Genomic DNA, 25,187 nt, shown 5'->3' with positions numbered 1-25,187 from the left:
CGTTACCCTCAGCGGGTGCGTCTTGTCATCGCTCGGTGCTCGGTCGACTACGTCGGCCGCCTCACCGCACATCTCCCGATGGCCACGCGACTGCTGCTGATCAAGGCGGACGGTTCCGTGTCCATTCACGCCGACGACCGGGCCTACAAGCCACTCAACTGGATGTCCCCGCCGTGCAGGGTCGAGGAGGCCCCCGGCGCGTGGAAGGTGATCAACAAGGCCGGCGAGGAGCTGCGGATCACCATCGAGGAGGTCCTGCACGACACCTCGCACGAGCTGGGCGTCGACCCCGGGCTGCGCAAGGACGGCGTCGAGGCGCACCTCCAGGTGCTGCTCGCCGAGAACCCGACCGCGATGGGCAGGGACTTCACGCTGGTCCGGCGGGAGTACCCGACCGCGATCGGCCCCGTCGACCTGATGTGCCGGGACGCCAACGGCGCGCACGTGGCCGTCGAGGTCAAGCGGCGCGGCGAGATCGACGGCGTCGAGCAGCTGACGAGGTACCTCGAACTCCTCAACCGCGACCCGCTGCTGGCCCCCGTGTCCGGCCTGTTCGTGGCACAGGAGATCAAGCCGCAGGCCCGGGTGCTGGCCAACGACCGGGGCATCCGGTGCGTGACCGTCGACTACGACCGGCTCCGCGGCATCGAAAAGGACGAGCTGACCCTTTTCTAGCCGACGGGCTCCGGCGCCGATTCCGCGCCGGGGACCGGGGGCAGGGGGTACCGTCGACCCATGCTCGAAGCGCTCACCGGTACGGGGCTCGCGGCTTCGGCCGGGCTGAACGCGTACATCCCCCTGCTGCTGATGGGGTTGCTCGGGCGCTACACCGACCTGATCAACCTGCCGCAGGGCTGGAGCTGGCTGTCCAACGGCTGGGTCCTGGTCATTCTCGGCGTCCTGCTGCTGATCGAGGTCGTCGCCGACAAGGTGCCGGTGGTCGACAGCGTCAACGACGTGGTGCAGACCGTGGTCCGGCCCACGGCGGGCGGGCTGGCCTTCGGGGCCGCGTCCACGTCGGAGACCGTGAGCGTGCAGGACCCCGGCTCGTTCTTCAGCGGGCACCAGTGGGTGTCCATCGTGCTGGGCGTCGTGGTCGCCCTCGTGGTGCACGGCGTGAAGGCGCTGGCCCGGCCCATCCTGAACACGATGTCGGTCGGCATCGCCGCGCCCGTGGTGTCCACGGCGGAGGACTTCACCAGCGTGGTGATGTCGCTCGTGGCGATCATCGTGCCGATCCTGGTGCTGCTCTGCCTGGCCGGGTTGTTCGTCGCGGCGTGGTGGCTGCTGAACCGCCGCCGGCGCCGCCGAATGTCTGGTTAGAGTAAACGGGTGCGAGCACCCCTCACCGTCGTGGCCCTGCTGTCCTGTGCTCTCCTGACCGGGTGCGGTGCCGCCGCCACCCCGGCCGCCGAGTCGAGCCGGGTGCCCGCCAGTTCCGCGCCGGCCAGCCCCTCCCTCTCCCCCTCGCCGTCGCCGAGTGCCCGGCCGACGCCCGGGGCCGCGCCGTCCGGTCGGCCCGCGCCGGTCGTCAACTTCGGCAAGCGGACCGGCAACCGGGTCGCGCTCACCTTCGACGCCGACCTGACCGCCGACATGCGGGCCAAGCTCCGGGCCGGCTCCGTGAAGTCGTACGCGAACACCCGCGTCCTCGACGTGCTCGAGCGGGAGAAGGTGCCCGGCACGTTCTTCATGTCGGGCATGTTCGTGGAGGAGTACCCGGCGTTCACCCGCCGGCTGGCCGCGAACCCGACCTTCGAGCTGGCCAACCACTCCTACAGCCACCGGGGCTTCACGGCGCACTGCTACACCCTGGGCCAGGTGCCGCCCCCGGAGATGACCGCCGACGTGGCGAGGACGTTCACGGCCCTGGAGGCGTACGGCGGCCGCCAGACCCGGTTCTTCCGCTTCCCCGGCCTGTGCCACGACCCGGCCGCGCTCGCCGCCGTCGGCCAGCTCGGGGTGACCGTCGTGGACGGTGACGTGGTGAGCGGGGACCCGTTCGCCACCAACCCGCAGGCGGTGTCCACTGCGGTGCTGAGCACCGTACGGGCCGGCTCTATCGTGATCATGCACTGCACGGACGTGAACGCGCCGGTCACGGACCAGGCCCTGCCGGCCATCATCGCGGGCCTGCGCGCGAAGGGGCTGGAGCCCGTGGTGCTGTCCGACCTGTTCTAGCTCTTCATTCAGGCCGTGGACCGGCGCGGTTACTAGCGGTGGTCCGTTCATTTTGGGACAGTTGACTCTCACACCTCAGGAGGTGCCGCTTGGCAAGCGTTGCCGAGGTCAAGGCCGCGATCAACACCGCGATGGAGCATGTCCTCGAAGGTCAGGAGGTCGTGGCCGCCGCCGGGGAGAAACTCTCCGAGGCGCAGGGCGCCCTGGCCGTGGCCCTCGACGGCAGCGGCCACGACGCGGTGCTGGCCTGCCACGCCGCGCTCGCCCAGGCCGCGCTGGAGCTCGACGAGTGCCTCGCCGCGACGGCGGCGGCGGTCGAGCAGGCCGAGCAGTACGTCGCGACGTTGTAGCCGGCCATGTCCGTCATCCAGGAACTCGGCGCGACCCTCAACGGCGTGTCCGCCGGGCTCCCCCTCAACGAACTGCGCCAGGCCGCCGACCGGGTGCAGGCCGCCACGGGGCTGCTCGGCTACGTCCTGCACACCTCGGGGCGCTCCATCGGCCTGAGCCAGCTCGCCGCCGCCACGACCAACCTGGAGCAGGCGTTCGCGACGCTGGCCCGGGCCCAGGAGACGCTCGCGGAGTACCAGCGAGCGATCGGTCTGGGGGTCGCCGGCCCCGCCCCGGCGGTGCTGCCCGCCCGCCAGGAGGAGCAGGAGCGCCCGAAGCCGAAGGTGGAGCCCAAGCAGGCCCCGGCCCTCGACGACTGGTGGGAGACCCGGGTCGACGTGGTGACCGGGCTCGACGATCCGGTGGACAAGAAAGAGGACGAGAAGCCGCCGCCGGCCGCCGAGCTGCTCCGCCGGGTCGCCGCCCTGGTCCGCAAGGAGGAGCCGAAGCCGCTCCGGGTCCAGCTGTGGAAGGCCGGTCCGGCGATCGGGCTGCGGCTGACCGCGCTGTGCGCCCCGCTGATCCAGGAGCTGTCCGGCGAGCTGCTGGGCCGCAAACCCGGCCCGGCGGACGTGCCGGAGCTACGCAAACGGCTCGACAAACTGACCCTGAAGGCGCTGCCCGGCCTGCCGCCGCAGCTGCCCGACATCCTGCTGGGCCGCGCCTGCCACGCCGAGCCGACGCACGGCAACCACGGGGTGCCCGAGCACCCGGTGGACTCCGCGACCGGCAGTGCCGTGCTCGTGGGTGCCCTGCTGGCCACGCTGCGCCGGCCGCCGGAGTCGTTGTCCCTGCCCGAGACCGAGGAAAAGTAGAACATGCGCAGTCCACGGACGGCGGTGGCCGCCGAGGTCGGTCGGGCGCTCGGTCAGGCCAGGGGCGCGGCGCGCGCCGCCGCGGCGGCCGCCGCCGACGCGCTGGCGGACAGCGAACTGCGGCTGCGCGGCACGGAGGACGACGTGCTGCGGCTGCGCGACGAGCTGGCCGTGGGGCTGAGCGCGGCCCGCGCGGCGAGTACGGACATGGCGGGCACCGAGCTCGCCGCCCGGACGAACGCGATCCGCGAGCTGGTCGTCACGGCCGCCCCGGGTGCGGCGAGCGCGCCGTGGGAGGGCTGGACCCCCACCCAACCGGAGCGGGGTACGGCCCCGGCGCTGTACCGGATCGGCGCGGTCTCCCCCGACATCCCCGCCCTGCTGCCCCTGCTCGACCACGCGCACCTGGCGGTCGAGGGCGACCCGTCGCGCGCCGTGGGCGTGGTGGCGACCCTGCTGCTGCGCGCGCTGGGCGCGACGGCCCCGGGCGGCCTGCGGCTGAGCGTGTACGACCCGGAGCAGCTCGGCGGTTCCCTGGCCGGGTTCGCGGCGCTCAGCCCCGCCGGGCTGGCCAACTTCTACGGCCCGGGCGCGCTGACCGGCCTGCTGGACGAGCTGGTGGAGGAGATCCGCCGGATCCACGAGACGGTGCTGGCGGGCGAGTTCACGTCGCTGCGGGAGCTGGCGGCGACCACCGGCCGGCGGCCCGAGCCGTGGCGGGTGGCGGTGCTGCTGGGCGACGGGAGCATCGGGGACGCGGTCGACGACCTGTCGGACCGGCAGCGCGCGCAGCTGGACCGGATCGCGCGGACGGGCGCGGCGTGCGGCGTGCACCTGATCACGGTGGGGGTGCCCACGTCGCCGGCCGAGACGGTCGATCTGGACACCCTGACGACGAGTGTCACCGGCAAGATGCGGATCTCGTTGGATCCCGCGCCGCCGGCCGAGCTGATCACGCGGACGTGCCGGGGGATCGCGGAGGTCGTGGCGGCCGGTCCGGCGCCGGGCCTGTTCGCGGACCTGTTGCCGGAGAAGCTGTGGACGGAGTCCTCGGCGGCGGGCCTGGTCGCCCCGATCGGGGAGGCGGCCGACGGGCGGCTGGTGGACCTCGCGCTGGGCGACGCGCCGCCGCACGCGCTGATCGGCGGCCCGTCGGGCTCGGGCAAGACGAACCTGCTGTACGCGTGGCTGGGCGCCCTGTGCAGCCGGTACTCCCCGAGTGAACTGGAGTTGTATCTCCTCGACTTCAAGGAGGGCGTGTCGTTCGCCCGGTTCGCCCGGGGCCGACGGGACCCGAGCTGGCTGCCGCACGTGCGCCTGGTCGGGGTGAACGTCAACTCGGACCGGGAGTTCGGGCTGGCCCTGCTGCGCTTCCTCGCCGAGGAGCTGCGCCGGCGGGCCGAGGCGGCCAAGCAGCACGAGGCGACGAAGCTGGAGGAGCTGCGCACGGAGGACCCGGGCGGCCGGTGGCCCCGGATCGTGGCCGTGATCGACGAGTTCCAGGTGCTGCTGACCACGATGCGCGACCCGGTGTCGGCGGAGGCCACGGACCTGATGGAGGACCTGGCCCGGCGCGGCCGGTCGCAGGGCATCCACCTGGTGCTGGCCAGCCAGGACATCGGCGGCATCGAGGCGCTGTGGGGGCGTTCGGCGCTGGTCTCGCAGTTCACGCTGCGGATCGCGTTGCCGAAGGCCCGGCGGATGATGGCCGACAACAACCTGGTCTCCGACGTGATCCCGCGCTACCACGCGGTGGTGAACTCCGACTCGGGCGTGCTGCCGGCCAACCGGGTGGTCCGGGTGCCGGACGCGGGCAGCCGGGCGGTCTGGGAGGACCTCCAGAAGCGGCTGTGGTCCCGGCGGGATCCCGAAGCGCCGGAGCCGATCCTGTTCGACGGCAGCCACGTGCCGCCGCTGCCCCGGCACACGCCGGACGGCGGCCGGGACCCGATCGCGTGGGTGGGTCAGACCATCGACGTGGCCGCGAAGCCCGCGCACGTGCGGCTGGGCCGGTCCCCCGGCCGCAACCTGGCGGTGCTCGGCACCACGGTGGGTCAGGCGTGTTCGGTGCTGGGCGCGGCGGTGCTGTCCCTGGCCCGCCAGCACACCCCGGGCACGGCGCGGTTCACCGTGGTCTGCCTGGAGCCCGACGCAGTGGACGCCGCTTCCACGGTGATCGGGCACCTGTGGGGCGCCGGGCACGCCGACGCGGCGCTGCGCGACGACCTGGCCGAGGTGCTGCGGGAGCTGGCGGCCGACGACTCGGGCACCCCGCACTACCTCATCGTGTACGCGGTGGACGCCGCCGCCTCCCAGCTCGCCGGCCCGGGGCACGTCAACCTGCGCCGGGTGATGCAGTCCGGCCCGGAGCGGCGCACGCACGTGCTGGGCTGGTGGCGTTCGGTGTCCCGGCTGAAGGACGACCTGGGGGGTACGGCGGCCCGGCTGGACGTGGTGGGCGCCTGGGTGGCCCTGGACGTGCACGGCAACGAGCTGGCCTCGCTGTACCCGGGCCAGGGCGGCCCCGCCTGGTATCCGCGCGAGAACCGGGCCCTGTTCTTCGACCGGGCGCACCACCGGGTGCCCGAGATCATGATCCCGTACGAGGTGCACTGATATGTCAGCCGTGGCGGAGTACCGGGCGCTGGTCGGTCATGTCGCCGGCGCCCTGGAGCGCGCGAACGCCGAGGCCCGCCGGGCGGGTCAGGAGCACGACGCGGCGGCCCGGCGGGTCGAGGACCGGTTGGAGGCCGCCCGGGCGGCGCTGGTCAGCCGGCAGGAGGAGCTGGCCCGCGCGCAGGAGGACGTCGAGCGGGCGGACAGTACGGCGGAGCGGGTGTGGCGCGATGTCCGGTCGTACGTGGGCCGGCGGATGGCCAAGCGGATGGGCGACATGCCCGAGGTGCTGGTGCCGCCGGCGGGGACGGACATGGAGGAACGGCTGTCCTCGGCGAAGGATCTGATGGCCCGCGCCCGGCGGGGTGAGTGGTCGCCGGATCCCATGAAGTACAGCGGGATTGTAGCGGTCCTTATTGGAGCAATTGTTGCTGCGTCAATTTTCGGACTCGCCCGGCTCGTGCTGGGGTTCGGGGACGAGGAGACGCTGCTGTCGAACCTGCTCGCCCAGCTGGCGGTGTTCCTGTCGCCGTTCGCGGGGATTCCGCTGGTGGTCTGGGGAATGGCACGGTTCCGGGGGCAGCGCACCGGGGTCGGCACCGTGGCCCTCACGGTTCTCGGTGGTCTGGTGGTGAGTTGTTCGTTGACTTTTCTCATCCGCTGAAGCGGGGTAGCGCGATCTCGGCCCGCCAGACAAGCTGGAGTATGTGGAGTTGTCGGCCCAGGAGGCTATGGGTACCTTCCGTCGGGAGTTAACAGCCTGGCGGGAGCGCAGAGGTCTGTCCAAAAAGCAGCTCGGCGCCCTGATGTTGTTCGACCCGTCCTATGTGAGCCATATCGAGAGCGGCCGGCACCGACCCACGGAGGACTTCGCCCGCCGCGCCGACGACGTGTTACGCGCCGAGGGGGAACTCCTCGGCCTCTGGCGGCTGTACGACGGCTCCCGCCCGCGCCGCTCCGCCACCCCGGCCCCGCCGCCCGTCGAGCGGGGTACCGCCACCGACCTCACGGTGGAGCACGAGGAGGCGCTGATGCGCTACGACGGCGAGCGGTACTGGGTGACCATCCGCCGCCAGCTCTTCAACGGCCAGTCCGACCCGGTCGCCCGGTACTTCATCAAGATCGCGGCGGACCAGGAGGCGACGGCCCCCCTGACGTGGCCGGAGCTGGACCTGCGGGCGACGTGTCGCGGCCTGACGATGGAGTGCGTGCCGAACCTGGACCTCCCGACGCTGAAGGAGGTGTGGCTGCTGTTCGAGAACGCGCTCGGCCGGTTCCCGCTGTATCCGGGCGAGCGGACCTGGATCGAGTACTCGTACAGCGTCGAGCGGGAGAAGTGGGGTTCCTGGTTCCAGCGCGCGATCCGGCACCCGACGGACCGGTTGTCGGTGCGGATGCGGTTTCCGGAGGAGCTGCTGCCCGAGGTGTGGGGCGTGGAGATCCTGATGACCAGTTCGGACCGGGGTGAGTTGAGTCCGATCCTCCAGGCGACGGAGGACGGCGTGGTGGAGTACTGCTGGGAGACCGACGCGCCGCCGCTGCACGCGAGGTACCGGCTGGAGTGGTCCTTCGCCGAGCCGGGGCACGCCTCACGGCAGGTCGACAGTCGAGAGTAGACAGACGTCAAGGCATTAGCTCAGATGAATATCTGACAGTCTCCGTCTGTTAAGGCATAGATAAGCTCCGCTCTGACACACCCTTCCCGATGTGTCAGGAGGATTCGTGAAGAAGCGTTATCTGGCCGTTCTCGTCCCCCTAGCTCTCGCCCTGCCGGTCGGTCCGACGGCGGCCTCGGCCGCCCCCGTGGTCACCGTCGACCGCACCGGCACGCCCGCGTTCGCCGTGAACCCGGGCGAACTGCGCACCGCCGAGGCCCAGGACCGGCTGGTCTTCAGCCTGCCCGGCACCGACTACACGCCCAACGCGCACGGCGACGTGCTCGTCGGCTTCTCCGTCGAGGCCCCGACCGGCAGCGGGCTCAACCCGGGCATCATCCGGGTCCGCAAGACCACCGAGACCGCCGACATCCTCGGCGCGCACACCATCAACTCCCCCGGCGAGGCGTCCGACTACGGGCTGGCCACGCTGTGCACGGGCATCAACTACGAGATCCAGATCAAGGGCAACTTCGGCACCACCGGCGGGTACGAGCTGGTGAAGACCCTCGTCGGCGACGCGAACGGCGACTTCGTGGTCGACGCGGCCGACCTGGCCGCCATCGCGGGCCTGCACGGGAAGCACACCGGCGACCCGGGCTACTCCCCCTGGGCGGACACCGACCGCGACGGCGTCATCGACAGCGCCGACTCGACCCGCGCGAACCGCAACCTGGGCGCGGCGACCAGCCTGCGGCTCGCGAGCGAGAACCCGCTCGACCAGGTGCTGCCCGACGGCGCGCTGGCCCTGGCGGGGCTGTCCGCGTCCGCGTTCAACCCGACGTCGGCCGAGGTGGCGTACACGCTGACCGGGGCGGCCTTCGACGCCGACCAGTCCGGCGGTTCCTTCACCGTCAACGGGGCCGCGGTGCCGACCACGGTGACGGCGGGGAAGATCTCGGCGGGTACCAACCGGCTGGTGTCCGGCAAGAACGTCATCTCCTTCAAGGGGTACGACACGGTCGGCCGCCCCCTCTACCGCACCGACACCATCTGGGCCGGCAGCACCACGGTCAACGTCCGGGTGGTCGACGACGTCACCAAGCAGCCGGTGACCGACCCGGTGACCGTGCGGGTCAGCCTCTCCGACAACCAGTCGGTGTACGCCGAGGCGACCACCACCACCGGCGTCCTGGCCATCCCGAACGTGTCGGCCCGCACGATCCTCGTGAAGGCCACCGCCAGCGGCAACCGGCTCGGCGTGCTGGGCGACTTCTCGTCCCGGCCGCAGTTCGTGGTCGAGCTGCACGGGTTCAAGGCCCCGAGCCCGGTGAAGAACAACGACTTCAGCCAGGGCACCGCCGGCTGGAACACCGGTGGCGCGCCGGTCCAGGTCAAGGACCACGTGGAGGGCGTCCCGCATCTCGCCGGACTGGGCGCGCCGCCGGCCACCGGCCAGCACGCGGAGCCGCCGCTGATGACCCCGGCCAGCCAGGGCGGCACGGGCCAGCCGCCCGCCGGCCTGATGGACCCGGTCGTGGACAAGGACCTGACGCTGGGCACGTCCGGCCAGGGTGAGCAGTCCGTGTCCCGGGCGTTCACCACCGACCCGGACGTGGTGGCCGTGAAGATCCGGTTCCGGTTCGTCACGAGCGAGGTGCCCGGCGGGTACTTCGGCAGCCAGTACAACGACTACTACCGGGTGTCGATCCGCAGCCAGCAGGGCGGCGACTCCACGGTGGAGACCAACAGCATGAACGGCCTCGGCCTCGGCGCGTTCGACTACGGCAGCGGCGCGACCCAGTGGCGCGAGCTGAAGCTGAAGGTCGACAAGAAGGGCGACACCATCCAGGTCGACCTCGGGGTGGCCAACGTCGCCGACGGTTTCCTGGACTCCCAGGTCGTCGTCGACTTCGTCGAGGAGATCAAGGACCAGGTCGAGCCGCGCCTGGCGTGGAACAACACCCAGGGCGGGCTGGACCTGCGCTTCGAGGTCAAGGACCACGACCTGGAGCAGGCCGGCACCATCGACGTGTACTGGGCCAGCGGCGCCGGCTACGACAACCGCATCGGCGCGGCCCTGCTCAGCCACCCGGTACCGGCGGGCACCACCGTCGGCCAACACGGTCCGGTCCGGGTCGCCGGCAACCTGTTGCAGAACCCGCCGGCGGGCACGACGCACCTGATCGCGGCGAGCAGCAAGAACCAGGTCGGCGCGATCGCCGACGTGACCGTGGGCTTCGGCGCGCAGGCCAACCAGGCGTCGGTCGACGGCCGGATGATCACCGCGATCAAGAACGGGCTCCGCGCGGCCGGGCAGCCGACGGCCACGATCACCAGCACGGCGCGGACCCCGGCCGACCAGGCGCGGGCGATGTTCAACAACCTGGTGAACCCGGCGCGCACGGTCGCGCAGAACACGGCCAACCAGCTGGCGCTGTACCAGGCGCCGGGTCGGGCGGTCGTCAACCGGTTCACGGCCGCCACGGCGGGCATGACCCTCGCGCAGATCAACGCCAACGCGGCCACCGTGCGGGCGGCGATGGAGGCGGAGATCGTCGCGCAGGGTCCGTCCAATGTGTCCCGGCACTGCGCCGATCCGGCCGTCCTCAACGTCGTGGACGTCGGGGCGGGCGTGTTCAACGCCACCAACGGTCCGCTGTTCGTGGCCTCGGTCACCGGCCAGGTGACCCGGGTGCTCGACGAGCGGGCGACGAACAGCTGCTACCACCTGGAGTTGCAGCTCTAGCCACGGCGGCCCGTGGTCGACACCGGTCGACCGCGGGCCGCTGTCGCGGGCGGGGGCGCGGCGCCGGGGGCCGGGCCGCCCCCGGCACCGCTAGTTCTCCCCGTACTCCCAGTCGCGGCGGATCTGGCGGTACTCCTCCACGGGCATCACGGGCGTGCGCAGGTGGGCCGTGTACAGCCGGCCCTCCAGGTGGTCGAGCTCGTGGCCGACGAGGCGGGCCAGGCCGGCCGTGAACTCCGACTTGAGCGCCACCCCGTCGATCGCGGTGTGCGCGACGACGATCCGCAGCGGGCGCGGCACGAGGCCCCGGACGTCGAAGAAGCTCAGGCACCCCTCGTACTGCTCGTCGTGCTCCACCGAGCGCTCGATGATCCGGGGGTTGAAGAAGGTGAGGTAGCCGCCCTCGCGGGGTCGGACGACGGCGACGGCCTCGGCGTACCCGAGCTGGTTGGCCGCGACCCCGAGTCCGTTGGCGAACGGGTGGTGCAGCTGGACGCGTTCCGCGGCGAGGAGGAGTGCCTCCTCGACCTGTTCCGCGCGGGCCCGATCCGTTGGTAGCGTGAGGCGCCGGGCGACCCTGGTCAGTTGCGGGTCTCCCATCTGGGCGATCCCCAACGAGGCCATCGTGGAGCACGGGTCCTGGACGATCGTCACCGGGCAGGGTCCATTCTGCTTCGAGCATGGAACGCCCGGCCGTACCCGGCCGGGCGAGATGATCCTATGCTGCCCGCCCTTCGGTCATGTCGGACTCACGGGCATCCCATCAGGCGGGACACGGGAGGAGTTTCCGCAGGTACTCAGCGTCCACACCGTGTAGACTCTCTGTCCACGTGTACCCGGGAACCGGTTCCTCGGCCGCCAACAGCACCGCGCACCCGGCCCCGGCGGCGCTCGTCGCCCCGATCACGGTGTCCTCCACGGCGACACACGCGCCGGCCGGTACCCCCAACGAACGGATCGCCGCCCGGTACGGCTCCGGGTGCGGCTTGGACCGGGTGACGTCGTCGCCGCACACCACGACGGTGAAGCCGACCAGACCGGGGATCCGGGAGACCACGCAGCGGCGGGTGGCCGTGACCAGCGCGGTCGGCACCCCGGCGGCGCGCAGTTCGGCCAGCAGCTCGACGGCCCCGGGCCGCCACCGGGTGCCGGTGGACAACAGCTCGGCTACCCGGTGCTCCACCCACACCGCGCTGGCGGGCGCGGTACGCAGTGGCCAGCCGAGATCCGCGTGCAGGAGCCGCATCGCGGCGGTGACGCCGAGCCCGTCGGTACGGGCCAGCAGCTCGGCGGGCAGGGCCCGACCGGCGAGTTCACAGAAGACCTCGTCCCAGACCGACTCACTGTCGACGAGGGTTCCGTCGAGGTCGAACAGGACGGCAGCTAGCGCAGGACCATACTTCCGCAGTGTCCGGCATCCACCCCGCCCTTGTCTCCATCCATAGGCATGAGTGAATTAATCCCGTAAATTGTTCGCCTGTCGAATCACGGTGACCAGCTCGTTGATGATGTCCGTCAGCGCGTAGTCCTTGGGGGTGAACACCCGCGAGACGCCGTTGGCGAGCAGGGTGGCCTCGTCCTCGGGCGGGATGATGCCGCCGACGATCACCGGGATGTCCGCGTCGCCGAGCCCAGCGAGCACGTCGGCGACGGCCTGCAGGTGCGCTCCGGACAGGATGGACAGTCCGACGAGGTCGACGTCCTCCTCGATCGCGGCGGCGGCCACCTGGCCGGGCGTGAGCCGGATGCCCTGGTAGATGACCTCGAACCCGCAGTCGCGGGCCCGGACGGCGATCTGCTCGACGCCGTTGGAGTGCCCGTCGAGCCCCGGCTTGCCGAGCAGCAGCCGCAGCTTGCGCCCGCCCAGTTCGGCGGAGGTGGCCTGCACCCGGGCCCGCACGTCCGCGAGCCCGCCGCCGTCGGCGGAGACCCCGGCGATCCCGGTCGGCGCCCGGTACTCGCCGAACTCCTCGCGCAGCGCCTGGGCCCACTCGCCCGTGGTCACCCCGGCCAGCGCGCACGCGATGCTCACGTCGACCAGGTTCTCGTCGGTGCGGCAGGCGCGGCGCAGCTCGGCCAGCGCGGCGTCCACGGCCGGCTGCGAGCGGTCCTGGCGCCACTCCTTCAGCGAGGCGATGGCCGCGGCCTCCACCGCCGGGTCGACCTGCTCGATCGGGGCGGCACCGGCGGCGGTCAGCGGGCTGGGCTCCGTCTCCGCGTACTTGTTCACGCCGACGACGACCTCCTCGCCGGACTCGACCCGGCGGCGGCGCTCGGCGTGCGAGGAGACCAGGGCGCTCTTCAGGTACCCGGACTCGACGGCCGCCACCACGCCGCCCATCTCCAGCACCCGGTCCAGTTCGGCGCGCGCCCCGTCGGCGATCTCGGCGGTCTTCGCCTCGACGACGTGCGAACCGGCGAACAGGTCCTCGTAGTGCAGCAGGTCCGACTCGAAGGCCAGGATCTGCTGGATCCGCAGGCTCCACTGCTGGTCCCACGGCCGGGGCAGGCCGAGCGCCTCGTTCCACGCGGGCAGCTGCACGGCGCGGGCCCGGGCGTCCTTGGACAGGGTCACGCCGAGCAGTTCGAGGACGATCCGGGCGACGTTGTTCTCCGGCTGGGCCTCGGTCAGGCCGAGCGAGTTGACCTGCACCCCGTACCGCAGGCGGCGGGCCTTCGGGTCCTCGATGCCGTACCGGTCCCGGGTGATCTCATCCCAGAGCTGGGTGAACGCCCGCATCTTGCACATCTCCTCGACGAACCGCACCCCGGCGTTGACGAAGAAGGAGATCCGCTGCACGACGGCCGCGAAGTCGGTGACCTCGGCGCGGGCCCGCACCTCGTCCAGGATGGCGATCGCGGTGGCCAGCGCGAACGCGACCTCCTGCACCGGGGTCGCCCCGGCCTCCTGGAGGTGGTACGAGCAGACGTTCATCGGGTTCCACCTGGGCGCGTGCCGCACCGACCACGCGACCAGGTCGGCGGTCAGGCGCAGCGACGGGCCGGGCGGGAAGATGTGGGTGCCCCGGGACAGGTACTCCTTGATGATGTCGTTCTGGGTCGTGCCCTGGAGGCGGGTGGCGTCACCGCCGGCGGCCGACACGTAGAGCGCGAACAGCCACATGGCCGGCGCGTTGATCGTCATCGAGGTGTTGGCGGCGGCCAGGTCGATCCCGTCGAACAGGGTCCGCATGTCGCCGAGGTGCGCGACGGGCACCCCCACCCGGCCGACCTCGCCCCGGGCGAGCTCGTGGTCCGGGTCGTATCCGGTCTGGGTCGGCAGGTCGAAGGCGACCGAGAGACCGGTCTGCCCCTTCGACAGGTTGCGCCGGAACAGCTCGTTACTCCGGGCCGGCGAGGAATGCCCCGCGTAGGTCCGCATCAGCCAGGGACGGTCTGCCATGGGCTGACCCTACTAAACGGTAACTAAGTATGGTGCCGTGATGCTGGTCACGCAGCCAATAGTGCACCCTCGTCGGGCAGCACGCGGTCGAGCCGGGTCGCCCGCAACAGCCGGGCGAACCGGGCCGGGGTGCCCCGCAACACGATCCGACGCCCGGCCCGGACAGCCTTCTGCTGAGCGGCGACCAGCATTCCCAGCCCCGCCGCGTCGATGATGTCCACCGCCGAGAGTTCCACGACGAGCGGACCATGTCCCTCGGCGAGCGCGGCGTGCAGCTGCTCGCGGATGCCCGCGACCGTCTGTCCGTCCAACCGCCCGACGAGCGTGACCCGCTCGCCCCCGTCTACCAGTCTCAGCATGATCGCCCCCCGATCCTCATCGCGTGCTCCGCGCTTTCCGCTGCTCCTCTAGGTGACGCTAACCGCCCGCCGAAGGTTGCGCCTCCGGTCTCGCCCCTGAACTCTCTCAGGGCATTCCCCTGGGTACGTCATCCCCGGAACCGATTCACGCCTCCACCCGAAGTAGCAGGAAGACGTTCAGGCATAGTGTCTGACGTGCTCGTTGATGCCGCAATACATGTGCAAGATCTGCGAAAAACATATAAATCGACGGTGGCGGTCCAGGGGCTCGACCTGACGGTCCACACCGGCGAGATCTTCGCCCTTCTCGGGCCGAACGGCGCGGGGAAGACCACAACGGTCGAAATCCTCGAGGGCTTCCGCCAGCGGGACGCCGGCCAGGTCAGCGTGCTCGGCACCGACCCGGCGAAACCGACCGCCGCGTGGCGCGCCCGGATCGGGGTCGTGCTGCAGAGCACCGGGGAGTTCGAGGAGCTGACCGTCGAGGAGGTGCTCCGGCACTTCTCCGGTTACTACCCGAACCCGGACGACCCGGACAAGCTCATCGAACTGGTGGGACTCTCCGACAAGCGGAAGGCCCGGGCCCGCACCCTCTCGGGCGGCCAGCGCCGCCGGCTCGACGTGGCGCTCGGCGTGATCGGCCGCCCCGAGCTGCTCTTCCTCGACGAGCCGACCACCGGCTTCGACCCGCAGGCCCGGCAGGAGTTCTGGGGGCTGATCAAGGGCCTCTCACAGGCCGGTACGACGATCGTGCTCACCACGCACTACCTGGAGGAGGCCGAGGCCCTCGCCGACCGGGTGGGCGTGATCAGCGCCGGCCGGCTCGTGGCCGTGGACACCCCGGCGGCCCTGGGCAGGCGCGCCGACCGGCCGGCCACGGTGCACTGGGGCACCCCGGACGGCCCGCGCAGCGCGGAGACCGCCGAGCCCACCGCCTACGTCACGGCGCTGGCCGCCGAGCTGGGCGGGGAGATCCCGCAGTTGCGGGTGACCCGCCCGACGCTGGAGGACGTGTACCTGGAAATGATCTCGACGGGAGCCCGGTCATGAACGTCCTCACCCTCGGGGTGCGCCGCGGCCGACTGGAGATCAAGCAGTTCCTCCGCAGCCGCGAGTCCGTGGTGTTCACCCTCGCGTTCCCGATCATCATGGTGACGATCTTCAGCCTGATCTACCCGGGGACGCTGGACTCGGGCGTGCGCTACAGCCAGTACATCGTGACTGGCATGATCGCCGCGGGGCTGCTGGCGACCGGGTTCCAGGGGCTCGGCATGCAGATCCCGATGGAACGCGACAAGGGGGTACTGAAGCGCCTCGCCGGCACGCCGATGCCCAAGGCGTCGTACTTCCTGGGCAAGATCCTCATGGTGCTCGCCATCGGCGCGATCTGCACCGCCCTCCTGCTCGTCTACGCCGTGCTGTTCGTCGGGGTCACGCTGCCCACCGACCCGGCGAGGTGGCTGACGTTCGCGTGGGTGTTCGTGCTGGGCATCACGGGGTGCACGCTGCTCGGCATCGCGGCGTCGTCCCTGGTCAGCACGGGGCGCGGGGCGTCGGCCGTGGTCACCCCGATCGCGCTGGTGTTCCAGTTCATCTCCGGGGTGTACTTCGTCTTCACCTCCCTGCCGACCTGGATGCAGCAGGTCGCGGCGCTGTTCCCGCTGAAGTGGATGTGCCAGGGCATGCGGTCGGTGTTCCTGCCGGAGTCCCAGGCCGCGTTCGAACCGGCCGGCAGCTGGGAGCTGGGCCGGGTGGCGCTGGTCCTGGCGGCGTGGGTGGTGATCGGCCTCGTGCTGTGCATGCTGACGTTCCGGTGGACGAGCCGGCGGGACGGCTAGCGGGCCGGGCGGCACTCTGACGTCAAGTCGACGGGTACTGACGCCAAAGAGGGTCTTGCGTGACATCACATGATGGTGTCACGATGACGCCATGCAAACGGGCTCCCTCTCCCTGTTCCGCCAGCGCGGCTTCGCCCTGCTCTGGACCTCCGGGCTGATCTCCTTCACCGGCACCTGGCTGCTCATGATCGCCCTGCCGATCTACGTGTTCCAGCTGACCGGCTCCGCGGCCGCGATGGCCGGTTCCGTGGTCGCGAGCGTGTCGGCCCGGCTGCTGTTCGGCACCTTCGCCGGCGTGTACGTGGACCGGTGGGACCGCAAGACGGTCATGATCGTCGGCAACCTGCTCCAGGCGGCGGTGATGGTCCCGCTGGCCCTGGTGCACAGCGGCAACGCCGTCCCCGTCGTGTACTGCGTGATCTTCCTCCAGGGCGCGATCAGCCAGTTCACCCAGCCGGCCGAGGGCGCGATGCTGCCCCGGCTGGTGGACGCGACCGACCTGACCGCGGCGAACTCGCTCAACCAGCTCAACAACAACCTCGCCCGGCTCGTCGGCCCGGCGCTCGGCGGCCTGTCGTCGGTCTACCTGGGCCTGGCCGGCTCGGCGCTGATCAACGGGGCCACGTTCCTGGTCGCCGCCGGCCTCGTCGCCGCGATCCCCGGCCGGCACCGCGCGGAGGTGGTCCTCGACAGCGAGACGGGCGCGGCACCGGAGCGGCACTTCGGCCGGGAGTTCGTCGGCGGACTCAGCCTGATCCGCCACAGCCGGGTACTCAGCGTCCTGCTCCTCGTGCTCACGGTGGGCGCGATCGGCGAGGGCATCATCATGGCGACGTTCGCCATCTTCGTCGACCGGGGCCTGCACGGCGGGGCACAGGAGTTCGGCCTGCTGATGTCCGCACAGGCCGTCGGGGGCATCCTGGGCGGGCTGACCGGCGGCTGGTTCGCCGCCCGCTTCTCGACGCTCCGGCTGCTGGTCTCCGGCCTGATCGTCTTCGGGCTGGTCGACCTGGCGATCTTCACCCTGCCCCGGTTCACCCCGGCGATCGTCCCCCAGCTCGGCCTGTGGGTGCTCGTCGGCGTACCGGCCGCCGTGGCCATGGCCGCTCTCATGACGATCATCCAGCGGGAGACGCCCGACGCCTTCATGGGGCGGGTGTTCGCCGTCATCGGGGTGCTGATGTCCGCCGGGTCGCTGGTCGGGGCCGGGCTGTCCGCGGCGTTCACCGAACGGATCGGCGTGATCAACATCCTCACGGTGCAGGCGTTCGCCTGGACCCTGGCGGGCGTACTCGTCGCGGTGTTCCTCCGGGGACTGCCGGAGCCCGCCGCCACCGGGGACGCGGCCGGCGGGGACGAAACGGCCCGGGACGAGACCGTCGGGACCGAGGCTGCCGGGAACGAGGCCGCCGCGCCGGTCACCGCCGGGGACCTGCCCGCCGCCCTACCCGCCGAGCGGACCGCCAGCCCGGTCTGACCCGCGCGGCGGGTGCCGCCGGGTCACCGGACACGGCCCGGCGACGCGGCCGCACCCGCCGCCCCACAGCGACGGCCCGGCGCGGGCCCGCCGCCGGGTCCGGAAGACACGCCGCGGGCCGCACCCCGTCGGAGGAGGTGCGGCCCGCGGCGCCGCGCTACTCGTACTCGTAGAAGCCCTTGCCGGTCTTGCGGCCCAGGTCACCGGCCGCGATCATGCGCAGGAGCAGCTCCGGCGGGAAGAACTTCGGGTCGTTGGTCTCCGCGAAGATGTTCCGCGTCGCGTTGGTGAGGATGTCCACCCCGGTCAGGTCCGTGGTCGCCAGCGGGCCCATCGCGTGCCCGAAGCCCAGCTTGCAGGCGACGTCGAGGTCCTCGGCGGACACGACCCCGGTCTCGACCAGCTTCACGGCCTCCATCACCAGGGCGGTGATCAGGCGGGTGGTGACGAAGCCGGCGATGTCGCGGTTCACCACGATGCAGGTCTTGCCGATCTCCTCGGCGAAGGCCCGCGCGGTCGCCAGCGCCTCGTCGGAGGTCTTGAAACCCCGGACGAGTTCGCAGAGCTTCATCATGGGTACCGGCGAGAAGAAGTGCGTCCCCACCACCCACTCGGGCCGCTCGGTGACCGCCGCGATCTGGGTGATCGGGATGGCCGAGGTGTTGGTGGCCAGCACCGCGCCCGGCTTGCAGATCTTGTCGAGGGCCCGGAAGATCTCCTGCTTGACCTCGAGCTGCTCGAAGACGGCCTCCACCACGATGTCGGCGTCGGCGGCGTCGCCGAGGTCCGTCGTCGTGGAGATCCGGCCGAGCGCGGCGTGCGCGTCGTTCTCGGAGATCTTGCCCTTCGCCGCGAACTTGGTCAGCGAGGCCTCGATCCCGGCCAGTCCGCGCGCCGTCGCCTGGTCGGTGAGGTCGCGGAGCGTCACCTGCCAGCCGGCCTGAGCCGCCACCTGCGCGATGCCGGAACCCATCAGGCCCGCACCGATCACCGCGAGTCGCCCCGCCATGTCCGTACCCCTCTCGTCAGCGTGTCCCGGGGTAGCCGTGAGCCAGTGCCCGGGTGCCCCCTGACCCTATTGTGCCCACCTACTGAACGGTCACTCAGGTGGGCCGAGTAGCTGCGCGGTGAGTACGCGAAATGTCACACTGAGTGTGTGCCTGGGTCGGAGAGTCTATCCCTGGTCGCGGGCCCGCTGATCGCCTTCTCGGTACTCGGCGGCCTCGCGCTGATACTGCGCTGGGCGTTCCGGGCGGAGCAGCGGATCGCCCCGCAGGACGTCGACTGGATCGCCTGGGACGACGCGCCGTGGCCCCCCGGAACCCGGGACTACGGGCTGCTGCGCGACGTGGCGATCGTGAACGGACCGGCCGCGGCGGACACCCTGCGTGATGCCCTGGCGCTGGTCAACATCCGCACGACGGTGGTGATCGAACCGGACGGCCGGGTACGGGTCCTCGTCTTCGACGACGAACTGGACCAGGCCAGGCGGGTACTGGGCTAGACCGCCCCGGGGGTGCCGACCCGCGCCGGCAGACCGTGCGGCCGCCGCGCGCCCCGCCGGAGCGCCCGGCCCGCCGTACCCGTCAGATGTCGAACTCGGCGTCGGCCGGGGCCACCCCGCGCTCCACGGTCACGCCCAGGCCGCGCAGGTCGGTGAGGAACCCCGGGTACCCCCGGTCGATGTGGTGGCTCTGACCCACCTCGGTGACGCCGTCGGCGCACAGCCCGGCCAGCACCAGCCCCGCGCCGGCCCGGATGTCCGTGGCCCGCACCGGGGCCCCCGACAGCCGCTCCCGGCCCCGGACCACCGCGTGGTGGCCGTCCGTCCGGATGTCCGCGCCGAGCCGGGACATCTCGTTCACGAACATGAACCGGCCGTCGAAGATGTTCTCCGTGATCAGGGACGCCCCGTCGCTGACCGCCGCGAGCCCCATCGCCATCGGCAGCAGGTCCGTGGCGAAACCCGGGAACGGCAGGGTCCGCACGTCCACGGCGCGCGGCCGGCCCGACATCCGGACCCGGAAACCGTCGGCGACCCCGGTGACCTCCGCGCCGGCCTGACCGAGCTTGTCCAGGGCCAGCTCCAGGAACGTCGGGTCGATGCCGTGCACCGTCACGTCGCCCCGGGTCATCGCGGCCCCGAACGCCCAGGTGCCGGCCACGATCCGGTCGCCGATCGTGTGGTGGACGACCGGGGACAGCGCGTCGACGCCCTCGATGACCAGGGTCGCCGTACCCGCGCCGTCGATCTTCGCGCCCATCGCGGTGAGCATCGCGCACAGGTCGACGATCTCCGGCTCGCGGGCGGCGTTGTCGATCTGGGTGGAGCCCTGGGCCAGCACGGCCGCCGTCAGCAGGTTCTCCGTCGCGCCGACGCTCGGGAAGTCCAGCCAGATCATCGCGCCGCGCAGCCGGGTGGCCTTCGCGATCACGTAGCCGTGCTCGTTGGTGATCGTCGCGCCCATCCGGGCCAGCCCGGACACGTGCATGTCGAGCCCGCGCGAACCGATCTCGTCACCGCCCGGGTGCGCCACCCGGACATGCCCCCGGCGGGCCAGCAGCGGCCCCAGGACGCAGATGGAGGCCCGCAGGCGGCGGACCAGGTCGTAGTCGGCCTCGACGCCCAGTTCGGCCGGAGAGTCGATCGTGACGGCGCAACACCGGTCGTCGACGGTCACCAGCTCCACGGCGCAGCCGAGCCGGCGGAGCACCTCGGCCATGATCGCGACATCGGTGATCCGGGGGACGTTGTGCAGGACGGTGCGGCCCTCGGCGAGCAGGGCGGCGGCCATCAGTTTCAGCGCGGAGTTCTTCGCGCCGACCACGGACACGTCGCCGGACAGCCGGACCCCGCCGTGCACTCTGATCAGATCCACCCGCCCAGACTACGTATGCTGGCCGCATGTCTGGAGTCCACCTCACCCGCATCTACACGAAGACCGGCGACGCGGGGAGCACCGGCCTCGGTGACTTCTCCCGGGTGCCCAAGACCGACCCCCGGATCGAGGCGTACGCCGACACGGACGAGACCAACGCCGTCATCGGCCTGGTGCTCACCCTCGGCAACCCGGCCGACGACGTGCGCGCCGTCCTGACCCAGGTCAACAACGACCTGTTCGACGTGGGCGCCGACCTGTGCAACCCGATCACCGAGAACCCGGCGTACCCGCCGCTGCGCGTCACCGAGGCCTACGTCACCCGGCTCGAGGGCTGGTGCGACGAGTTCAACGGGCGGCTGGCGAAGCTCGACTCCTTCATCCTGCCCGGCGGCACCCCGGCCGCCGCGCTGCTGCACCAGGCGCGCACCGTGTCCCGCCGGGCCGAGCGCCGGGTGTGGGCGCTGATCGAGGTCGACCCGGAGCGGACGAACGTGCTGGCCGCGAAGTACCTGAACAGGCTGTCGGATCTGCTCTTCATCCTCGGCCGGGTGGCCAACCCCGACGGGGACGTGAAGTGGGTGCCGGGCGGCGGACTCTAGGCCGCCCGGCACCGCACCGCCCTAGGAGGTCCCGGTGGTCGGGTCCGTCGAGCGGGACTGGTCGAGCACCACGTAGCCGAGGCTGTCGTACAGGTTGATGGCGACCCGGTTGTGGCCGAACACGTTGAGCAGCAGCGCCTCGTCGCCCGCCTCCAGGGTCGCCCGCTCGCCGAGCAGCATCGCCGCCCGGCCGTAGCCCTTGCCGCGGTGGGCGGGGGACGCCGACACCGAGTACACGAAGCTCTGGCCGGCGGAGCTGTGGTGCTTCAGCCAGATGAAGGCCACCCCCTCGCCGCCCGCCTCGATCGTCCACAGGGTGTTGTCCGGAGTGTCCAGACCCTGCGGGAGCAGCGCCGCGAAGTCCTCGTCGGCCTTGCGCCGGGCCGCCTCGGGCTCCATGCTGCCGGAGTTCACGATGTCGGCCAGGTAGCCGAGGATGTCGACCTCCAGCCACGCCGGGTACTCCTCCGCCGTCATCGGCCGCCCCAGCACCCCGGCCGGCAGCTCCGGCGCCGCGCCCAGCGCCTTCGCCATCGTCTGCGCGCGCAGCGGAATGTCGTCGAACAGCCGGGTGGGCTGCAACGCCTGCACGAAGACCCGGTCGGCGCCCTGTTCGCGGGCCCAGTTCTCCGCCCACGCCCGAGCCGCCCGGCCGTGGCCCCTGCCCCGGTGGCCGGGGTCGATCCAGATGTCGTCGATCCGGGCGTTGTCGCCGTTCAGCCCGACGGCCACGTACCCGACGGGCGTCTGACCATCGTGCACCGCCGCGACGACCGGCCGCAGCGCGCGGTCCCGGTGCGCCCGCGCCCAGGTGACCCGCTGTTCCCGCGAGCCCGCCGGCAGGCCCGCCTCAGCGTGCCGTGCCGCGACCCGCTGCTCCCAATGCGCACGCCAGACGGAGTCGTCGGCGAGAATATGAAATTCGGTCATCGGGTCACCTTAGCCGGCATACGCTTACCCGCATGACCCCGACGATCATGGCTGAGGGGCTGGTCAAGACCTATGGGCAGCTCACGGCACTCGATGGCCTGGACCTGGCCGTCCCGGAGGGCACCGTGTTCGGGCTGCTCGGCCCGAACGGCGCCGGAAAGACGACGGCCGTCCGCATTCTGACCACCCTGCTACGCCCCGACGCGGGAACCGTCTCCGTCGCGGGCATCGACGTACTCGCGCACCCGCAACAGGTGCGGCGCATCATGGGACTGTCCGGACAGTACGCGGCCGTGGACGAGTACCTGACCGGGTACGAGAACCTGGAGATGATCGGCCGCCTCTACCACCTGGGCAAGAAGACCGCCAAGGCCCGCGCCCTGGAGCTGCTCGAACGGTTCGACCTCACCGACGCCGCCAACCGTCCCGTGAAGACGTACTCCGGGGGCATGCGCCGCCGGCTCGACCTGGCCGGCGCGCTGGTCGCCCGGCCCCCGGTCATCTTCATGGACGAGCCCACCACCGGGCTCGACCCGCGCAGCCGGCTGGGCATGTGGGACGTCATCGGTGAGCGGGTGAAACAGGGTGCGACGGTGCTGCTGACGACGCAGTACCTGGAGGAGGCCGACCAGCTCTGCGACGACATCGTGGTGATCGACCACGGCCGCTCCATCGCGCACGGCACCCCGGACGAACTGAAGCGCGCGGTCGGCGGCGAACGCTTGGCGCTCACGCTGCGCAACGCGGCCGACCTCAACCTGGCCGTGCCGATCATGCGCGGGGTGGGCAACGGCGAACCGCGGGTCGACGCGGAGACGCACCAGGTCTCCGTCTCCGTCACCCGGGGCGCGCCGGCCCTGGTCGCCGCCGTCCGCGAACTCGACGCCACCGGGGTCGAACCCGTGGACCTGGCCGTGCACCGACCCACCCTGGACGACGTGTTCATGCAGCTCACCGGCGAACGGGCCACGACCGACGAGGAGGTGACCGCGTGAACCCGGTGGTCATGGCGCTCACCGACGGCTGGGTCGTCGCGAAACGCAACCTGATCAAGTTCCGGCGGATCCCGGACCTGGTGATCTTCTCCACCATCCAGCCGATCATGTTCGTGCTGCTGTTCGCCTACGTGTTCGGCGGGGCGATCAAGGTCGAGGGGGTGAACTACAAGGAATACCTGATGGCCGGCATCTTCACCCAGACCGTGGCCTTCGGGGCCGCCATCACCGCCATCGGGCTCGCCGAGGACCTGCAGAAGGGCACCATCGACCGGTTCCGGTCCCTGCCCATGTCCCGGGCCGCCGTGCTCATCGGCCGGACGACGTCCGACCTGCTCAACAACGTCTTCGTGGTACTGGTCATGTCCGCCTGCGGCCTGCTCGTCGGCTGGCGGATCCACGACGGCATCCTGCGCGGCCTCGCCGGCTTCGCGATCCTGTTCGGCTTCGGCTACGCCATGAGCTGGGTGTCCGCGCTGATCGGCCTGTCGGTGAAGACCGTCGAGGTGGCCCAGAGCGCCGGGTTCATCTGGATGTTCCCGCTGACGTTCCTGTCCAACGCGTTCATCCCGACGGCGACGTTGCCGAAGGTGCTGCAGTACGTGGCGGACTGGAACCCGATCAGCTCCATCGTGCTGGCGCTGCGGGACCTGTGGGGCAACGCGGGGCTGCAACGGCCGCCGGGGTTCACCGGGGAGCACCCCGTACTCCTGGCCGTGGGCTGGATCCTGCTGATCCTCGTCGTCTTCGTGCCGCTGTCGATCCGCAAGTACCGGCAGTCGGCGTCGCGTTAGGGGTACCGGGCCCCGCGCGGCCGCCCCGGGGCGGTGGTGCGGGGCCTCTCGCTGTCGCCCGGGGCTCAGCCCCGGCCCGGACCCGCCGCTTCCAACCAGCTCAGGAAGCCCGTGAGCGCCGCGTCCGCGATGGCGATCTCCACCGGGCCCCGGCCGCTGTTCAGCTGGAGGATGACGCTGCCGGCCGGCATCGCGAGCTGCTCGGACTCGTCCGGCGACCGCTTGGACACCACGGTCAGCTCGGGGCGGAGCAGGATCCGGCGCGGGTTGGGGGCGAGGCTGAACAGCCGGTACCACCGGAGTTCCTTGCCCGCGAACTGGCCCATCCCGACCGCCCAGCCCCGGCCCGCCACGCTGGAGGTGAGCCGGATGGACATGTCGACAGTTCCGCCGCCCCGGGAGATCACGAGGCGGCGGAGGAAGAGCAGGGCGAGCAGACACAGCAGGGCCAGGACGCCGATCCCGATCGCTATGACCACTCGCATCGGCGTCCGGCCCGGGGTTAGTGCGCGGCCGACTTGGCAGCGGCGGGGGCACACGACTCCGCGAGGACCGTGACCCCCTCGGACGTGACCGAGAGGAAGCCGCCGTTGACCGTGAACACCAGGTCACCGGTCTCCGTGCCCTTGATCACTACCTCGCCCGGCTCGGCCAGCTGGCCGAGGAGGGGGGCGTGCCCCGGGAGAACGCCGAGTTCACCCTCGGTCGTCCGGGCGCTGACCATCTCGGCCTCGCCGGTCCAGACCTTCTCTTCAACGGCCACAAGCTCTACGTGCAGCTTCTTCGCCACTTGACGACACTCCTACGCGCGAAGACGGGGAACGAGGTCGATCCTACTGGGCGGCGGGCGCTTTCGCAGAATCGGGTCGGCCTGCGGAAAGGCTAGATGTGAGCGCTGCCACCACCCACGGCCAGCGCCGCCGCTATCTTCCGGTTCGTCTCGTGCCATTCCTCGACGGGTACCACCGGGAGCACGTCGTCCCAGAGCGGCAGGCACGTACCCCGCAGCTGGATCATGCCCTCGGGCCGGCCGAAGAACCACCAGTGCAGGTGCGCCCCGCCGTCGCCCCACTTGTTGACGTGCACCCGGGCGATGCCGCCCAGCCCCATGACCGCCTTCTCCACCCGCTGCATGACCGGGCCCAGCTCGGCGGACAGGTGCGCCGGCAGGTCGTCGAGGTCGTGGTGGGCCCGGGGCTTGAGCATCACGATCGCCGGCAGCGACGGGGCCTCCCACATCCGGAGCACGACCCAGTTGTCGTCCGACCAGATCGTGTTCTCCGGCAGGCCGGCGACGCACCGGCAGTCGGCCGGGACCTCACCGTGCCGGGGCGGTTCCGGCAGCACCGGCGGCTCCAGCGACTTGACCCGAATCTCCCCCTCGAACGGGAAGATGTCCCAGTTCGGGATGCCCTCGGCCGGGAACGGGATGGGCTCGCCGATCGGGAGCCGCTGGACATAGGCGCTGGGGGTGGGCGTCTCAGTCATGATCAGCAGAATAGCGGCCGGTGCCGGGCGGGGCCGCCCCGTTGCGTACCCGTCGGAAAAGGGCCCGACCACCAAC

Annotated in this window: 26 protein-coding genes; 16 read left to right on the top strand and 10 right to left on the bottom strand. The window is 71.4% G+C overall.

Annotated elements, in window-relative coordinates; genetic code table 11:
• Window positions 1-15: 15 nt before the first annotated feature.
• The 9 genes from nucS (at window position 16) to PT931_RS16980 (ending at window position 10,346) form a co-directional block, all read left to right on the top strand.
• On the top strand, window positions 16-675 hold the full coding sequence (gene nucS, locus PT931_RS17020) for an endonuclease NucS (protein ID WP_363728209.1): 660 nt from the start codon (window positions 16-18) through the stop codon (window positions 673-675).
• A 60-nt stretch (window positions 676-735) separates the two neighbouring features.
• Window positions 736-1,323 (top strand): DUF4126 domain-containing protein, encoded by a 588-nt coding sequence (locus tag PT931_RS17015; protein WP_456246705.1) that lies wholly within the window; start codon window positions 736-738, stop codon window positions 1,321-1,323.
• A gap of 9 nt (window positions 1,324-1,332) precedes the next feature.
• On the top strand, window positions 1,333-2,181 hold the full coding sequence (locus PT931_RS17010) for a polysaccharide deacetylase family protein (protein WP_456246704.1): 849 nt from the start codon (window positions 1,333-1,335) through the stop codon (window positions 2,179-2,181).
• 89 nt (window positions 2,182-2,270) lie between these two features.
• Window positions 2,271-2,531 (top strand): hypothetical protein, encoded by a 261-nt coding sequence (locus tag PT931_RS17005; protein WP_363728206.1) that lies wholly within the window; start codon window positions 2,271-2,273, stop codon window positions 2,529-2,531.
• Window positions 2,532-2,537: 6 nt separating this feature from the next.
• Window positions 2,538-3,386 (top strand): hypothetical protein, encoded by an 849-nt coding sequence (locus PT931_RS17000; protein WP_456246703.1) that lies wholly within the window; start codon window positions 2,538-2,540, stop codon window positions 3,384-3,386.
• Window positions 3,387-3,389: 3 nt separating this feature from the next.
• Window positions 3,390-6,002 (top strand): FtsK/SpoIIIE domain-containing protein, encoded by a 2,613-nt coding sequence (locus PT931_RS16995; protein WP_456246702.1) that lies wholly within the window; start codon window positions 3,390-3,392, stop codon window positions 6,000-6,002.
• A gap of 1 nt (window position 6,003) precedes the next feature.
• Window positions 6,004-6,666: a hypothetical protein gene (locus PT931_RS16990; RefSeq protein WP_456246701.1), complete on the top strand. Its 663-nt coding sequence runs from the start codon at window positions 6,004-6,006 to the stop codon at window positions 6,664-6,666.
• Between the two features lie 67 nt (window positions 6,667-6,733).
• Window positions 6,734-7,618 (top strand): helix-turn-helix domain-containing protein, encoded by an 885-nt coding sequence (locus tag PT931_RS16985; RefSeq protein ID WP_456246700.1) that lies wholly within the window; start codon window positions 6,734-6,736, stop codon window positions 7,616-7,618.
• A 106-nt stretch (window positions 7,619-7,724) separates the two neighbouring features.
• On the top strand, window positions 7,725-10,346 hold the full coding sequence (locus PT931_RS16980; protein WP_456246699.1) for a hypothetical protein: 2,622 nt from the start codon (window positions 7,725-7,727) through the stop codon (window positions 10,344-10,346).
• Between the two features lie 90 nt (window positions 10,347-10,436).
• On the opposite strand, the gene PT931_RS16975 is transcribed toward PT931_RS16980, so the two are convergent.
• From PT931_RS16975 to PT931_RS16960, 4 genes are all read right to left on the bottom strand, one after another.
• Complete coding sequence (locus tag PT931_RS16975; RefSeq protein ID WP_456246698.1) at window positions 10,437-11,000, bottom strand: peptide deformylase; 564 nt, start codon at window positions 10,998-11,000, stop codon at window positions 10,437-10,439.
• Window positions 11,001-11,109: 109 nt separating this feature from the next.
• The gene (locus tag PT931_RS16970; protein WP_456246864.1) at window positions 11,110-11,721 is read right to left on the bottom strand and encodes an HAD family hydrolase; all 612 of its coding nucleotides are present in this window, start codon (window positions 11,719-11,721) and stop codon (window positions 11,110-11,112) included.
• Window positions 11,722-11,802: 81 nt separating this feature from the next.
• Window positions 11,803-13,749: a methylmalonyl-CoA mutase family protein gene (locus PT931_RS16965; RefSeq protein WP_456246697.1), complete on the bottom strand. Its 1,947-nt coding sequence runs from the start codon at window positions 13,747-13,749 to the stop codon at window positions 11,803-11,805.
• Between the two features lie 47 nt (window positions 13,750-13,796).
• Entirely contained in the window at window positions 13,797-14,108 is a 312-nt protein-coding gene (locus PT931_RS16960) for an STAS domain-containing protein (protein WP_363728198.1), read from the bottom strand.
• Window positions 14,109-14,303: 195 nt separating this feature from the next.
• On the opposite strand from PT931_RS16960, the gene PT931_RS16955 reads away from it, so the two are divergent.
• From PT931_RS16955 to PT931_RS16945, 3 genes are all read left to right on the top strand, one after another.
• A complete protein-coding gene (locus PT931_RS16955; RefSeq protein WP_456246696.1) occupies window positions 14,304-15,158 on the top strand; it encodes an ABC transporter ATP-binding protein in 855 nt (284 codons plus the stop codon).
• Entirely contained in the window at window positions 15,155-15,946 is a 792-nt protein-coding gene (locus tag PT931_RS16950; protein WP_456246695.1) for an ABC transporter permease, read from the top strand. The genes PT931_RS16955 and PT931_RS16950 overlap by 4 nt, the downstream gene beginning before the upstream one ends.
• A 91-nt stretch (window positions 15,947-16,037) precedes the next feature.
• Window positions 16,038-17,423, top strand: a complete 1,386-nt coding sequence (locus tag PT931_RS16945) for an MFS transporter (protein WP_456246694.1) — start codon at window positions 16,038-16,040, stop codon at window positions 17,421-17,423.
• 157 nt (window positions 17,424-17,580) lie between these two features.
• On the opposite strand, the gene PT931_RS16940 is transcribed toward PT931_RS16945, so the two are convergent.
• Complete coding sequence (locus tag PT931_RS16940; protein WP_456246693.1) at window positions 17,581-18,432, bottom strand: 3-hydroxyacyl-CoA dehydrogenase family protein; 852 nt, start codon at window positions 18,430-18,432, stop codon at window positions 17,581-17,583.
• Between the two features lie 147 nt (window positions 18,433-18,579).
• Here PT931_RS16940 and PT931_RS16935 point away from each other — a divergent pair, with 147 nt between their 5' ends.
• Window positions 18,580-18,927, top strand: a complete 348-nt coding sequence (locus PT931_RS16935; protein WP_456246692.1) for a hypothetical protein — start codon at window positions 18,580-18,582, stop codon at window positions 18,925-18,927.
• 82 nt (window positions 18,928-19,009) lie between these two features.
• Here PT931_RS16935 and murA read toward each other — a convergent pair whose 3' ends face one another.
• Complete coding sequence (gene murA / locus PT931_RS16930; RefSeq protein WP_456246691.1) at window positions 19,010-20,302, bottom strand: UDP-N-acetylglucosamine 1-carboxyvinyltransferase; 1,293 nt, start codon at window positions 20,300-20,302, stop codon at window positions 19,010-19,012.
• Window positions 20,303-20,328: 26 nt separating this feature from the next.
• Here murA and PT931_RS16925 point away from each other — a divergent pair, with 26 nt between their 5' ends.
• Window positions 20,329-20,904: a cob(I)yrinic acid a,c-diamide adenosyltransferase gene (locus tag PT931_RS16925; RefSeq protein ID WP_456246690.1), complete on the top strand. Its 576-nt coding sequence runs from the start codon at window positions 20,329-20,331 to the stop codon at window positions 20,902-20,904.
• A gap of 21 nt (window positions 20,905-20,925) precedes the next feature.
• Here PT931_RS16925 and PT931_RS16920 read toward each other — a convergent pair whose 3' ends face one another.
• On the bottom strand, window positions 20,926-21,834 hold the full coding sequence (locus PT931_RS16920; protein WP_456246689.1) for a GNAT family N-acetyltransferase: 909 nt from the start codon (window positions 21,832-21,834) through the stop codon (window positions 20,926-20,928).
• Window positions 21,835-21,866: 32 nt separating this feature from the next.
• On the opposite strand from PT931_RS16920, the gene PT931_RS16915 reads away from it, so the two are divergent.
• Both PT931_RS16915 and PT931_RS16910 read left to right on the top strand, forming a co-directional pair.
• Complete coding sequence (locus PT931_RS16915; protein ID WP_456246688.1) at window positions 21,867-22,829, top strand: ATP-binding cassette domain-containing protein; 963 nt, start codon at window positions 21,867-21,869, stop codon at window positions 22,827-22,829.
• Window positions 22,826-23,623, top strand: coding sequence for an ABC transporter permease (locus PT931_RS16910; protein ID WP_456246687.1), 798 nt, complete (start codon window positions 22,826-22,828; stop codon window positions 23,621-23,623). The genes PT931_RS16915 and PT931_RS16910 overlap by 4 nt, the downstream gene beginning before the upstream one ends.
• 65 nt (window positions 23,624-23,688) lie before the next feature.
• On the opposite strand, the gene PT931_RS16905 is transcribed toward PT931_RS16910, so the two are convergent.
• The 3 genes from PT931_RS16905 to PT931_RS16895 form a co-directional block, all read right to left on the bottom strand.
• A complete protein-coding gene (locus PT931_RS16905; RefSeq protein ID WP_456246686.1) occupies window positions 23,689-24,108 on the bottom strand; it encodes a DUF2550 domain-containing protein in 420 nt (139 codons plus the stop codon).
• A gap of 17 nt (window positions 24,109-24,125) precedes the next feature.
• On the bottom strand, window positions 24,126-24,413 hold the full coding sequence (locus PT931_RS16900) for a F0F1 ATP synthase subunit epsilon (protein WP_363728187.1): 288 nt from the start codon (window positions 24,411-24,413) through the stop codon (window positions 24,126-24,128).
• A 92-nt stretch (window positions 24,414-24,505) separates the two neighbouring features.
• On the bottom strand, window positions 24,506-25,111 hold the full coding sequence (locus PT931_RS16895; protein ID WP_456246685.1) for an HIT family protein: 606 nt from the start codon (window positions 25,109-25,111) through the stop codon (window positions 24,506-24,508).
• Window positions 25,112-25,187: the final 76 nt, after the last annotated feature.

The organism is Longispora urticae (assembly GCF_053902585.1).
Note: the sequence above shows the minus strand (reverse complement) of the source record. Positions and strands in the feature narration are given on the sequence as shown.

Bases quoted from the DNA above. Each gene is read 5' to 3' on its own strand.
- PT931_RS16965 (WP_456246697.1), bottom strand. From the start codon at position 13,749: ATGGCAGACCGTCCCTGGCTGATGCGGACCTACGCGGGGCATTCCTCG.
- PT931_RS17000 (WP_456246703.1), top strand. From the start codon at position 2,538: ATGTCCGTCATCCAGGAACTCGGCGCGACCCTCAACGGCGTGTCCGCC.
- PT931_RS16945 (WP_456246694.1), top strand. From the start codon at position 16,038: ATGCAAACGGGCTCCCTCTCCCTGTTCCGCCAGCGCGGCTTCGCCCTG.
- PT931_RS16950 (WP_456246695.1), top strand. From the start codon at position 15,155: ATGAACGTCCTCACCCTCGGGGTGCGCCGCGGCCGACTGGAGATCAAG.
- PT931_RS16925 (WP_456246690.1), top strand. From the start codon at position 20,329: ATGTCTGGAGTCCACCTCACCCGCATCTACACGAAGACCGGCGACGCG.
- PT931_RS16960 (WP_363728198.1), bottom strand. From the start codon at position 14,108: ATGCTGAGACTGGTAGACGGGGGCGAGCGGGTCACGCTCGTCGGGCGG.
- PT931_RS16990 (WP_456246701.1), top strand. From the start codon at position 6,004: ATGTCAGCCGTGGCGGAGTACCGGGCGCTGGTCGGTCATGTCGCCGGC.
- PT931_RS16920 (WP_456246689.1), bottom strand. From the start codon at position 21,834: ATGACCGAATTTCATATTCTCGCCGACGACTCCGTCTGGCGTGCGCAT.
- PT931_RS16895 (WP_456246685.1), bottom strand. From the start codon at position 25,111: ATGACTGAGACGCCCACCCCCAGCGCCTATGTCCAGCGGCTCCCGATC.
- PT931_RS16915 (WP_456246688.1), top strand. From the start codon at position 21,867: ATGACCCCGACGATCATGGCTGAGGGGCTGGTCAAGACCTATGGGCAG.
- PT931_RS16905 (WP_456246686.1), bottom strand. From the start codon at position 24,108: ATGCGAGTGGTCATAGCGATCGGGATCGGCGTCCTGGCCCTGCTGTGT.
- PT931_RS17015 (WP_456246705.1), top strand. From the start codon at position 736: ATGCTCGAAGCGCTCACCGGTACGGGGCTCGCGGCTTCGGCCGGGCTG.
- PT931_RS16940 (WP_456246693.1), bottom strand. From the start codon at position 18,432: ATGGCGGGGCGACTCGCGGTGATCGGTGCGGGCCTGATGGGTTCCGGC.
- PT931_RS16985 (WP_456246700.1), top strand. From the start codon at position 6,734: ATGGGTACCTTCCGTCGGGAGTTAACAGCCTGGCGGGAGCGCAGAGGT.
- PT931_RS16995 (WP_456246702.1), top strand. From the start codon at position 3,390: ATGCGCAGTCCACGGACGGCGGTGGCCGCCGAGGTCGGTCGGGCGCTC.